Annotated in this window: 9 protein-coding genes; 1 reads left to right on the top strand and 8 read right to left on the bottom strand. The window is 73.1% G+C overall.

The features are described from left to right. Window positions 1-3 precede the first annotated feature (3 nt). Entirely contained in the window at window positions 4-1,236 is a 1,233-nt protein-coding gene (locus ACFXG1_RS09030) for a MerR family transcriptional regulator (RefSeq protein WP_384741843.1), read from the top strand. 57 nt (window positions 1,237-1,293) lie between these two features. Here ACFXG1_RS09030 and ACFXG1_RS09025 read toward each other — a convergent pair whose 3' ends face one another. The 8 genes from ACFXG1_RS09025 to ACFXG1_RS08990 form a co-directional block, all read right to left on the bottom strand. Then, on the bottom strand, window positions 1,294-3,195 hold the full coding sequence (locus ACFXG1_RS09025; RefSeq protein ID WP_384741841.1) for a protein kinase: 1,902 nt from the start codon (window positions 3,193-3,195) through the stop codon (window positions 1,294-1,296). A 65-nt stretch (window positions 3,196-3,260) separates the two neighbouring features. Then, entirely contained in the window at window positions 3,261-4,292 is a 1,032-nt protein-coding gene (locus ACFXG1_RS09020) for a hypothetical protein (protein WP_384741839.1), read from the bottom strand. A gap of 1 nt (window position 4,293) precedes the next feature. Then, window positions 4,294-4,719: a hypothetical protein gene (locus ACFXG1_RS09015; RefSeq protein ID WP_384722223.1), complete on the bottom strand. Its 426-nt coding sequence runs from the start codon at window positions 4,717-4,719 to the stop codon at window positions 4,294-4,296. Then, window positions 4,700-6,439: a hypothetical protein gene (locus ACFXG1_RS09010; protein WP_384722226.1), complete on the bottom strand. Its 1,740-nt coding sequence runs from the start codon at window positions 6,437-6,439 to the stop codon at window positions 4,700-4,702. Before ACFXG1_RS09010 ends, ACFXG1_RS09015 begins: the two co-directional genes overlap by 20 nt. Window positions 6,440-6,853: 414 nt before the next feature. Continuing rightward, complete coding sequence (locus ACFXG1_RS09005) at window positions 6,854-8,377, bottom strand: hypothetical protein (RefSeq protein ID WP_384741837.1); 1,524 nt, start codon at window positions 8,375-8,377, stop codon at window positions 6,854-6,856. Further along, on the bottom strand, window positions 8,374-9,735 hold the full coding sequence (locus ACFXG1_RS09000; RefSeq protein WP_384719644.1) for a cytochrome P450: 1,362 nt from the start codon (window positions 9,733-9,735) through the stop codon (window positions 8,374-8,376). The genes ACFXG1_RS09005 and ACFXG1_RS09000 overlap by 4 nt, the downstream gene beginning before the upstream one ends. 405 nt (window positions 9,736-10,140) lie before the next feature. Next, window positions 10,141-11,481: a sensor histidine kinase gene (locus ACFXG1_RS08995; protein WP_384741835.1), complete on the bottom strand. Its 1,341-nt coding sequence runs from the start codon at window positions 11,479-11,481 to the stop codon at window positions 10,141-10,143. Beyond that, the gene (locus tag ACFXG1_RS08990; protein WP_384724414.1) at window positions 11,478-12,134 is read right to left on the bottom strand and encodes a response regulator transcription factor; all 657 of its coding nucleotides are present in this window, start codon (window positions 12,132-12,134) and stop codon (window positions 11,478-11,480) included. The genes ACFXG1_RS08995 and ACFXG1_RS08990 overlap by 4 nt, the downstream gene beginning before the upstream one ends. Window positions 12,135-12,311: the final 177 nt, after the last annotated feature.

The raw sequence follows: 12,311 nt of genomic DNA, 5'->3' as shown, positions 1-12,311 counted from the left end.
GTCATGAGCGACAACGAATCCGTACGACGGGCGGCCGTCGAACCGGCCCGCGGCACGAGCGGCACGAACGGCATGAACGATGCAGACGATATGAACGCAGTAGGCGACGAGGAGCTGATGAGTATCGGCGCCTTCGGGCGCCGGGTGGGTCTTGCCCCCAGCGCCCTGCGGTTCTACGACGACTGCGGAGTGCTGCGGCCCGCCGCCGTGGACGAGTTCACCGGCTATCGGCGCTACTCCCCGCGGCAGGAGCCCCGGGCGGTGCTGGTACGCCGGTTGCGCGCGGCCGGGCTGCCGCTGACCGACGCCCTGGTGGTCCTGGACGGTGCCGAGCCGGCGGCGCGGGCCGTACTGGAGGAGCACGCCCGGCGGGCCGCCCGTACCGCGGCGGCGGCCCGGGACGCGGTGGACGGGATCCTCCGGGACCTGCCGGGCGCGGTGCCCGGCGGCGGCGCACGCGCGGTCGTCGGCGGGGCCGAGTTCGCGGGCGCCCTGCGGCAGGTGGCGCCCGCCGTCGCCGCCGGAGCCGCCCGCGCCGAACTCCCCGTACTCGGCAGGATTCTGCTGGAGCTGGACGGCTCCGAGCTGAGGGTCGTGGCCACCGACCGCTACCGGATGGCGATCCGTACCCTGCGCCCGCTCCCCGGGTCGACGGAACCGTACGGCCCCGAAGGCGGCGGGGACACCGCCGGCGCCCCGGTACGGCTGACGCTCGACGGCGGGCGGGCGAAGGAGGTCGCCGCCTGGGCGCTGCGGCTGCCGGAGGTCGTGGTGTCCCGGGAGGCCGGGGTGTGCGGCGGTGACCGCTGTCTGCCGCTGCGTCAGGACCCGGCCGGGGAGTTCCCCGACTACCGGGCGGTCCTCGGCGCCCTGGCGCCCGTACGGCACCGGATCATCGCGGACCGCGGCGCCCTGCGGGCCGCGCTCGCCGATCGCGGCGCGGCGGGTCCCGTGGTGCTGCGCGCCGCCGGTGAGCGGCTGCTCCTCACGGACGGCTCCGGCACGGCACCGGGACCGGGCGGGTGCGCTGTGCCCGCGGTGCATACGGGCCCGCCGGTGGCCGTCGCGTTCGACCCGGAGGTGCTGCTGCCCGCCGTGGACGCGGGTGTGGGCCCCGATGTGCTGCTGGAGGTGTCGGCGGCGGACGGCCCGGTCGTGGTCCGCTCCGCCGACCAGGGCGACTTCACCACCCTGGTGATGCCGGTCGGGCTGCCCGCGTCGGAGGACGGCCGGTGACCCGTCCCGTATCGCGGACGGAACCCGGGGCTCCGCCGCGAGCGGCCGGGCGGGCGGTCAGAGGCGGGGCGGGTGCTCGGAGACGATCCTTCCTCGGGTGTCGGCGAGCACATAGCCCGTTTCCTTGAATTCGGTCATCAGATACGCGGCCATCCCGGGCGGGTCGCCGAAGAGCGTGTTCGGCGGCTTGACCAGCAGATAGCGGGAGTCCACATCCTTCATCCGCAGCTCCTTCTCCGCCGTTCCGAAGAGCGCCGGGACCGCGTCCCAGTCGAAGCTGCTCAGCTTCACGGGCCGCTGGCCGGTCATCATGCTGCCGCGCATATTGCCCGGCTTCAGGCCGCGTTCGTCGAAGGTGTACGACACATAGCGGGTGTCGCTGCCTTCGACCGGGACGTAGAAGAACACATACATGGGGTAGGCGGTGACGCCGAGCACCCGGTCGTGGCCCGTCTCGGCGGTCAGTGCCTTGATCGCCCGCCGGAGGTTCGCGGGGGCGAGGTAGTTCCGCGGTTCGTCGTCGGCGACGGAACCGGGGCCGGGGGACGTGCCGGGGGACGCGCTGCTGGATTTGCCGGGGGACTTGCCCGGTGCGGTGGCGCCCGCGGCGGCGGCCCCCGGCGTGTTCGCGGGGTTCCGGTCGCGGTCGGTGTCGCCGTCCCGGGGCAGCACGGTCCACACCACGAAGGCCGTCACCGCCGTACTCAGCAGGGCGGCGCCGATCGTGAGCCGGGCCCGCAGCCGGGACTTCGGCGGGGGCGGCGGAGCCGGTACGGCGGGTTCGCCGGAGGTCGTCGCCGTCCCCGGGGGCGCGCCGGAACCGTCCACCGGGGCGGTGTCGCGGGATATCGGCTCCGGTAGCCCGCCCGGATCGGCCGAAGCGCCCCGGGCGACGGCCTGATCCGGTGCCGGGGTGGGCGCCGGCAGGGGATACGAGGTCGCGTCCCCGGGGCCTCCGGGGCCTCCGGGGCCTCCGGGGTCCGACGCCACAGGGGCGGTTTCGGCGTACGGGACGGTCACCACCGGATCCGTACCGGCGGCCGTGCTTTCGCCCCGCGCGGCCGCCGCGAGCATCCCGTCGAGCGCCGCGCGGCCGGGCCGGGCGTCCGGGTCCTTCACCAGGACCGCCGTCAGCGCGGCGGTCAGCGGCCCGGCCCGCTCCGGCGGCGGTACCGGCTCGTTGAGCACGGCCGCGAGGGTGGCCAGTGTCGTGGCCCGGCGCAGCGGATGGCGGCCCTCCACGGCGACGTACAGCATCATCGCCAGCGACCACAGATCGGACGCGGCCCCGCCCCGCTCGCCGGTGATCCGTTCCGGTGCCATGTAGTCGGGGGTGCCGATGATGGAGCCGGTCGCGGTGAGCACCGTGGACTCGCGGATGGCGGCGATCCCGAAGTCGGTGAGCACGGGGCGGCCGTCGGGTCGCAGCAGGACGTTGGCGGGTTTGACGTCGCGGTGCTGGATGCCCGCCTCGTGGGCGGCGCCCAGGGCGGCCAGCAGTTCCCGGCCGAGCCCGGCGGCCTCCGGCGGCTCCATCGGGCCCCGCGCCAGCCGGTCCGCCAGGGATCCGCCGGTGACCAGCTCCATGACCAGCCACGGGTAGGTACCGTCGCCGCCGTCCACGACATGGTGGATGGTGACCACATTGGGGTGGTCGACCCGGGCGAGCGCCCGGGCCTCCCGCAGGACCCGGGCCCGTAGCGCGCGGGCGGCGTCCGGGTCGTACTCGGCGAGGGCGGGATCGGGCGGACGTACCTCCTTCACGGCGACCGCGCGGTCGAGGAGCAGATCGCGGGCGCGCCATACCGTGCCCATGCCACCGCCGCCGAGCCGTGCCTCCAGGGCGAACCGGCCGTCGACGACCCGTGCGCCCGGGCCCCTCCCACCGCCGGTCCCGTCGGTTCCTGTGCTGGGTCCCTTGTCGGCGCCGCTGTCCGCGCCGCCCTGTCCGCCGCTCATGGCGGGGAGCATACGAGAACGTTCCGACAGCCCGTCACTGGACCGGCGGCGCGGAGGCGGTGCCGTCAGGGGTCGAAGTGGTCGAGGGCGGTTTCGAGCACGGTGCGCTCCAGCGGGCTCTGCTCGGCGGGTGCGCAGGTCAGCACGGCGTAGATGGTGTAGTCGGTGGCCGTGAAGACCCGTTCGACGCACTGCCGCCGGCCGCCGGCGTCGGCGCTGTCGTACGCGTAGGCGAGTTCGGCCGCGTCGCTCGTGGGGTTCTCCATGCCGCTGGCCACCCGGCCGACAGCGCGTTCCTGATAGTTCTTCGTGCGTCCGGCGAGATCCTGGTTGGCGAACTCGACGGCGTCCAGCGGGGTGTAGTCCGGCTCCGTGATCCGGAACACCTGGATGAGGGCGGTGTCGTCGGGCGAGGTGTAGAAGACGCTGGCGCCGACCGTGGTCCGCGCCCAGTACTCGGGGACGGCGATGGTGAAGCCCTCGGGGTCGTCGGTGACCCGAAAGCCCGCGGGGACCGTCGTGGTGCCGGACGACTCGGTGCCGGAAGGGCTCGCGGACGGATCGGACTGGTCCTCCGAAGGCTCGCCGGACGGGGAGTACGAGCCGTCCGTCGCCGGGGTGGACGGATCCAAGGCGCCGTTGGCACCGTTGACACCGTCGCTCGACGACGCCTCCGCCGACGAGGAGGTCTTCGTGGATGGTTTGGCGTCGTCGTCCCCCGGCCCGACCGTGAACCACAGCGTGGCCGCGACACCCATCGCGACCAGCGCCGCGATCGAGACCACGACGGCCGGCGCGAGCCGGGCCCCACCGGGACCCGGCGGTTCGCCGTAGTCCCCGGAAGGCCCGCCGATCCGGAACGCGGGATCCGTCTCAGGGCCCGGCGGTACCCCGGGCGGGTACGCCGGTGGCAGCGGGGGCGGCGCGGGTACGGGCCCCGCTGTGCCTCCCGCGTACTCCGGTCCTGCCGTGCCTTCCCCGAACTCCGGCCCTGCCCCGCCCCCGCCGGGCTCCGGTCCCGCCGGGCGGTACGACGACGGTTGCGAGCCGGTCTCCCAGCGCTGGGTCTCCGGATTCCAACGGCTCTCACCGGCCATCTCAGCCTCCGATGAGTGCGCCGACCAGTTCGGCCACGGCGACCCCGGAGGCCAGGGCGCCGACCCACTCACCCGCAGCCGTCAGGGACGCCCGCAGCCGTTCGAGCCGGTCCTGGCCCGCCGCACCCTCCGTGGTGATCTCGTCCTCGGCCGCCACCAGTTCGGCGTCGAGCACCTCGACCGCCGGGCTGGCCACCAGCCGCTCCAGATCGGCGCGGAGGGCGCGGACCGCCGCCAGCAGCTCGCGCTGCGCGGGATCCCCGGCCACCTCCGTGGTGTTGGTGGTGGACGCGTTGCCGTACGTGCCGAAGGCGAAGGCGCTGTTGTTCGCCGTACCGATACTCACCCTCGGGCCGGGCCCGTCCGCTTCCCCCCGCCGCGCGTCGCGCTCCGGGTCCCCACCGTTGTCAGTCGTCCTTGTCGCCATGCTCTGCCCCCTTGTTCATGTTGGCGACGTTCGCCGTGCCCTTCTCACCGAATGCGAAGGCGCTGTTGCTCGCGGTGTCGATGAAGACACCTCCACTGACGTTGACGATCTTCTGTTCGAACTCCTCGGTCTGCCAGCCCGCGTCGCGCAGGGCGTCCTTGACGCCCTCGGTGACCCGGTCCTGGATGCTTCTGAGATAGCGCATGACGTCCATCTGCTGGAACAGGGACCCGCCGCCCTCCGCGCCCAGTTCCCGCACGGCGACCTCCGGGCCCTCGGGCAGGGCCTCGGCGTAACCGCCGGTGAGGCGCTCCCAGCCCGCGAGGGTCGTCCGGTAGACGGTCCGTACGCTCGACGTGAGACTCGAGGGGGTACGGGCCACCGCCCAGGCGATCTTGCCGAGCAGCCCGCCCGCCGAATAGCGGTGGGCGTCGCGCTCCTCGTCGCGGAAGGCGGGCTTCACGGGCTGGATCACATGCGGGGCGAACTCCAGCATCAGCATGCCGCCCTGGGTGTGCACCCGGACGAAGACGGTGACGACGATGTCCTCGTTCCAGCCGCCGACCCTGATGCGCAGGAAGTGCCGCCGGGCCTCGCCGCCCTCCTCGACGGCGGCCAGGTGATGGGCCTCGATCCCGCCGGGGTCGTAGGGCGCGTCGTACCGTCCGGCGATCCCGTCCGCCGGGAGGAAGACGACCTCGTCGGTACGGAGTTCCCGGAGCCGGTCGCGGACCGCGTCGGCCGCCTCGGGCGAGTCGTGGGGCGCGGGCACGGTCAGCGCGTCGACCAGCGGCCGGACCCGGTCGAGCACGGTGCGGTTGTCCAGCGCGTCCTGTTCGCGTCCCTTGCGGGGCCGTAGCTCCACGGTGAGGGTCCACGGCTGGACGGCCTCACCGGCGCCCCGGAACGGATTCTCCGTGTGGTACATCACCAGCGGCGCGTGCTGCTCCTCGCGGATCTGCTCCATCCGCAGCCGCTGCCCGGTGTAGGCGGACCGCTCGGCCGGGTCGGCGGCGATGTCCGGGAATCCGGCGGCCGAGAGCGTCCCGGTGAGCAGCTGGGCCACCTGGGCGCGGCGCAGTCCGACGAGGAAGACCAGGCCCGCGTAGAGGAAGACCGCCAGCAGGGCATAACCGTGCGGCCGTTCGGCGACGTCCAGGAAGGGGAGCAGGCTGTCCAGCGGCCCTTCTCCGCTCGCCTGCGACGGGTCTTCCTCGTCGTCCTGGAAGAATCCGCCGATCCCCCGGACGAGCATCGTCACGAGGAGATAGGCGAGCCATAGCCGGGCCACCCACCGGAAGACGGCGAGCAGTCCCCGCACCGCCGCGGGGGTCTTCTTGCTCACGGACTCGGTCCAGGCCAGCAGGGCGAGCACCAGGCTGGGGATCATCAGGACGAGGAACGCTCCGCCGGTGAGCGGGACCGCCACCAGCCACAGGGCGAGGATGCCGAGGGACCAGAAGAGTTCGCGGCGGCGGGCGTGGTGCGCGTGGGCGAGGACGCGGGCGGCGTCGATACCGAAGGACGGGGCGGTGAAGCGCTCCTCGTGGACGCTGAGTTCGTCGATCACGGTGGAGCGGAAGCGGTCGTCGGTCTGCGCGCCCGCGCAGAGATAGCGGCAGGCGTCGCTCGCCTCGGGGGCGACCGGTTCGCGTAATCGGGTCCTGTCCTGCTTTCCCGGCTCTGCACCTGCTGGGCCGGGCACCGCGATGCGGGTCACAGTCGGCTCCGTTTCTGGGTGGAGGTGCAGGATCGTATGGCATGGGCAACGCGTCAGGAGGGTGGTTGGACACTCTCGTCGTACGGTGCCCGGCCCACCTGCGGCGACGCCCGGAGCCTTACGGCGCCGGGCCGCCGCGCCGGTACGGGTGGCGCGCGGGGGCGCGGTTGCCGGCGGCCGGAACCGGGCCGTCCGCCCCGTACATCCATACGCCCGTTCCTTCGTCCGGGGCGGACGGCCCGGCTCCGTTCCCGGGCTCCTCACCGGACCCCCGGGGCCGGCGGTGGCCCGGGGGATCCGGCGATACGTTCCGGACGGGGACATACCCGCCGGACGGCGGTGTCTACCCGTGCGGACGGCGGGTGTTTCCGGTCGCCGCCGGTACGGCTCCGGCGGCGACCGGGGCGGGACCCGTCAGGACGCCTCGACATGGGCGCGGCGGGCGGGTTCGTACCACTCGCGGTCGAACTCGCGGTCGAACTCGTGGTCGAACCCGCGGTCGTATCCGTGTCCGTGGCCGTGGCCGTATCCGTGGCCGTGGTCCGCGCCCGGTCCGTGCGGTCCGTGGGCCGCGGCGGGCCAGCTCTGGTGGTTCCCGTGGTGGTACGCGACCGCGGGCCGCTGGTGTCCGTGCCCGTGCCCGGATCCGTGCCCGGGTCCGGATCCGTGTCCCTGCGGATGGTCCTGCGGATGTCCCGCCGGGCCGGCGCCGCGCACCAGGTCGGTGTCGCTGGTCAGCCGGACGCCGTCGGCGCGCTGGTAGCGGTCGGAGCAGAAGGACCAGTCGAGGTTCCCGCGCATCCACGCCTCCATGCCGTCCGCGTACGACTCGACGGCGTGCCGCTCGCCCCGGGTGAGGCCGAGCCACTGGCCGGACAGGGCCCGCAGCTCCTCCCGCGCCTGCCGGAACTCCGAGACCCAGTGACCCACCCGCTGATAGACGGCGTCGATGGCGTCCTGGAGGCCGCAGCCGCGTTCCCGGGCGAGGACGAGCACCCCGTTGGTGGTCTCGCCCGCGACGAGTTCCTTGCGCAGGGACACGATGTCGTTGACCCAGACGACCACGTCGGATGCCCGGTTGAACATGGTCTGGAACTGGTCGCTCTCGTGCAGGAGCGGGGGGATCTCCCGGTCGGACGCCACCTCCAGCAGATCCAGGGACGGCGTGATCCCGCCCGAGGCCCGGCGGAGCTGGGTATAGCCGAGGAGCCCGGGGGTGTGGTGGTGGCGGCGGTTGAGGGACTCGTATTTGAAAGCGGCCAGAAAATGGGTCATATGGAGGGTGAAGCGCATCCGCCAGGCCGCGCTCCGGTCGCGGGCCAGGTCGTGCCAGACCCGGGCCAGTATCGCGTCGAGCCTGCTCGCCGTGGTCGGGGGCAGAGTGGCGTCCGGGGTCAGCAGCCGCAGGATGCGGAAGGCCGAGGAGTCGTAGTCGATCGTGCCCTCGGGCTGTCGGTCGTGGCAGTCGTCGATGACGAACGCCCAGGTGAACCAGCCCGCGACGGCTTCGGCTCGATGCAGGCCCATGGCGGGGTAGGAGCGGGCGATCAGGGCGCCGAGATGGCTGCGGGCGAGCCGGTCGCGGGCGGCCGGGCTGTCGAGGAGGTCATAGGCGTCGGCCCAGTTCATCACCGCGGCCTCCAGCTGCTCCTCCCAGGGGGAGATATGGGGCTGGAGGGTGAGCAGCGGATGGCCGGGGCGGGGCCACAGATCGAGAAGGGCGCCGGTGGCGGGGTCGGCGGCGCGAGTCGGGTCGGTGACCGGTCCCGCGGCGCGGGCGGGGTGGGCGGGGTGGGTCCCGGGGCCGGGGTGGGCGGCCGTGCCCGGCCGGGCCGCGGCCGGACCCGCGGTATACGGATCCGCCGCGTACGGGACGGGCTGGTGCGATGCGGAAAGGGGGCGTACGCCGTCGGACGCGGCGAGGGCGGTGGGAGTCATGCGCGGGCCTCCGTCGTCATCGGCAGCGGGCCTGTGGTCAGTTCGGCCTTGGCCACCGGGCGGATGCGGTGGCCGGGCAGCGGGCGCAGCCGCCAGGCGGCCGTGATCGTGGCGAGGGCGAGGGAGACCTCGTGGTCGGCGAGGACGTCGCCGAGGCATTTGCGGCTGCCGCCGCCGAAGGTGACGGTGGCGTTGCGGGGCAGCCGGCAGGCGTTCTCGGGCAGCCAGCGGTCGGGGTCGAAGCGCTCGGGGTCGGCGAAGACGGCCGGATCGCGGTGGAGGGCGTAGGGGCTGAAGAGGATGCTCGATCCGGCGGGTACGGGGTGTCCGGCGAGATAGGTGTCGGTGACGGCCCGCCGGGTGATGAACCAGACCGGCGGATAGAGCCGCAGGGTCTCGGCGACGACCCGCCGGGTGTACGGGAGGTCGGGCAGGTCCTCCAGCCGGGCGGGGCGCCCGGCGAGGACGTGGTCGACCTCGCGCAGCAGCCGGCGCTCCACGTCCGGGTTCCGGCTCAGCAGATGAAAGGCCCAGGTGAGGCCGGACGCGGGGGTCTCGACCCCGGCGGCGAGCACGGTCATCAGCTCGTCGCGGATCTCGGCGTCGGTCAGTCCGAGGCCGGTGCGTTCGTCCCGGGCGGCGAGCAGGACGGTGAGGATGTCGTCGCGTTCGGCGCCGTCGGCGCGGTAGGCGGCGAGCATCCGGCCGATGACGTCGTCGAGGCGCCGCAGCGCCCGCCCGAACCGGACATTGGCCACCGTGGGCAGGGCGTGGAGCAGCGGGAACGGGATGATCATTCGCCGGTAGACGCCCTTCCAGACCACGGGGAAGGAACGCTGCACCTCGGCGACGGCATCGGTGGCGAGATCTGCCGAGAACATCATGCGGGCGGTGACGCGGGTGGTGAGACGGCTCATCTCGGTCCCGGCGTCGATGATCTGCCCGGGTCGCCAGGTACCGGCGAGCGCGGCGGCCTCGTCCTGCATCAGCCTGGCGTAGCGGGTGAGCCGGTCGCGCTGGAAGGCGGGCTGGATGAAGCGCCGCTGCCGCCGGTGGGCGGCGGCAGGACAGGTGCCGACGCCGTCGCCGAGGAGCAGCTTCATGGTGTCGATGAACTCGCCGCCCTTGTCGAACGTCCTCGGGTTGTGCAGCACTTCCTGCACCACGTCGTGGGTGCTCGCCAGATAGGCCGTGGCGGGGCCGATGCGCAGCTGGACCAGGTCGCCCTCGTGGCGCAGCCCGGGCAGGAAGTCGAGGGGGTGGCGGAAGAGCTGAAGGGCGTTGCCCAGAACGGGGAGGCCGCCGGGGGCGGTGCCGAGGCGGTAGGAACGCTCGGGCGCGATCAATGTCGTGCTCACGTGAAGAACCCTTACTGCGGGGACGGCAGGACACACCTGTCGCCTGGTCGTGATGAAAGCCGGATTCGTCGTGCGTACCTACGCCCTCGCACCGGAGCGGGTTCGCCGCCCATTGGCCCGCTGCTGATCCGGACGCCGTCGTCCGGACCGCCTTTCAACCTGACGCAGTGACGGCAGGGAGGAGCGGGCGTACGGGCGAGATACGCAAAGTACGCATACGGATTGAAACACCACGTCCACCCGAAGTGCCATGTGCCACTCCGGCCACGCGGGGGTGATGCCGGGGTCCTTCGAAGGTCCCTCGAAGGCCCTTCGAAGACATTTACGTACCGGCGCCGCCGTTTTCCGGTACGGACCGGGCCGGACGGCCGCCGGGGTTCCGGCGGCGGCCGTCCCGTTCTCAGCTCACCGCCGGGAAACGGCAGTTGCCGGCGCCGGTCCTGTGCCCCGGGAGTTCGGCGGCGGCAGGGTCGCGGTCACGGTGAGTCCGCCGCCGGCCCTCGGTTCTGCGTCGACGTCGCCGTGGTGCGTACGGGCCACCGCCCGCACGATGGAGAGCCCGAGGCCGCTGCCGCGCGCCGAGCCCACCCGGTCGGTGAGCCGCCGGAACGGTTCGAACAGCACCGGGATCTCATGGGCCTCGATGGCCGCGCCGGTATTGGTGACGGAGAGATACGCGCCGAGCGGGCCGGTGCCCGTCCTGATGGCGAGAAGCCCGTCGGGCACGTTGTACTTGACGGCGTTCTCGACGAGATTGCGGACCAGTTGTTCGATCAGGACGGGGTCGCCCAGGGTGGGGGCGCCGGACAGTACGGCCTCCACCCGCAGCCGGGCGCGTTCCGCGTCGGCCGCCGTGTGGGTGAGCACGGCCCCCGTGACCACCGCGAGATCGACGGGATGGCGTTCGGCGGGCGCGCTCTCGGCGCGGGCGAGCGTGAGCAACGAGTCGATCAGCCGCTCGTGGCGCTCGTTGACCGCGAGGAGGTTCTCGCCGAGGCGGCTCACCTCCGGGGGCGCGTCGCGGCGGGCGACCGCCACCTCGACCAGGGTCCGGCCCACCGCCAAAGGGGTCTTGAGCTCATGGGCCGCGTTGGCGATGAACCGGTCCTGGCCCGCGAACGCCTGGTCGAGACGGTCCAGCATGCTGTCGAAGGAGTCCGCGAGCCGCTTGACCTCACCGGGCGGCTCGTCGAGATCGATGCGCTGGTGCAGGGTACGGCCCGCGATCCGCTCGGCGGTGGAGGTGATCCGGTTCAGCGGGCGCAGCAGCCGCCCGGCGACCAGCCAGCCCATGGTGGTGGCGACCACCCCGACACCCAGCACCGTGAGCCCGCCCTTGGCCATGAGGTTGGTCCGCATGGTGGCCAGGACGTGTTCCCGGGAGGCCGGGTCGATCACGACGGCCGGCCTGCCGTCCGCCGCCGGGCCGGCCGGGGTAGCCGCATCGGCGGACGGCCCGTCCTCCGGTGTGCCCGTGGGACCCGGGGCCGCCTCCTCGGGCCACGGCGACTCCGGGTCGGGGAAGAAGACCCGGCCGCCGGTGGGGGCGCTCTCCGTCGGAGTCGTGCCCGGCGACGGAGTGGTCCGGTTCACCGTGTCGAACGGGAGGGAGAGGGTGTACCGCATGCTGTTCCCGACGAGGATCAGCGCCCCGCCGAAGATCGCCGCACCCGCGACGAAGAACATCAGACCGAAGACGACCGTAAGACGGACCCGCAGGCTGCCGCCGAGCGCGCGCAGGATCATCGGATCCGGTAACCCACGCCGGTGAGCGTCTCGATGACCGGTTCCCCGCCGAGCTTGCGGCGCAGGGACCGCATCGTGACCCGGACGACCGTCGTGAACGGGTCCACGTTCTGGTCCCAGGCCCGTTCCAGCAGCAGTTCGGCCGAGACCGGCGCGCCGTCCGCCCGCAACAGCTCCTCCAGCACCGCGAACTCCTTGCGGGACAGGGCGATGTACCGGCCGTCGCGGGTCGTCTGGCGCAGATGCGGATCCAGCCGGATCCCGGAACGCTCCAGCACCGGCGGCACCGCGGGCCGGGAGCGGCGGCCGAGCGCCCGGATCCGGGCCACGAGTTCGGCGAAGGCGAACGGCTTCGTCAGATAGTCGTCGGCACCCAGACCGAGACCCGCGACCCGCTCGGCGACGGTGGTGGAGACCGTGAGCATCAGAACCCGCACCTCGGCACCGGCCGCGACCGTACGGCGCAGCACCTCGTCGCCGTGGACCAGCGGCAGATCCCGGTCGAGCACCATCACGTCGTACGCGTGGACCGCCAGGTTCTCCAGCGCCGCCTCGCCGTCATGGACGACGTCCACCGCGAGCCCCTCGTCGCGCAGCCCCTCGGCCATCGCCTCCGCGAGCAGCTCCTCGTCCTCGACCACCAGCACCCGCATACGTTTCCACCGCTCCTCACCACGTTTGACCTGGCTCAAGTATCCGCGTCCGATGTGAAGACAATGTGAGCGGATACGCTCACCGTGATCGCACACACCTTCGCGTGAACTGAGGACGGGCCGCGCGCGTCGCCGCCGCGAACCCCGCTCCCGTCCCCCTGTCCCCGACGAAGGCTG

This window comes from Streptomyces sp. NPDC059248 (genome assembly GCF_042753905.1).
Classification (GTDB): Bacteria; Actinomycetota; Actinomycetes; order Streptomycetales; family Streptomycetaceae; genus Streptomyces.
The sequence above is the reverse complement of the archived record's forward strand: the minus strand, read 5'-3'. Positions and strand labels throughout refer to the sequence as shown.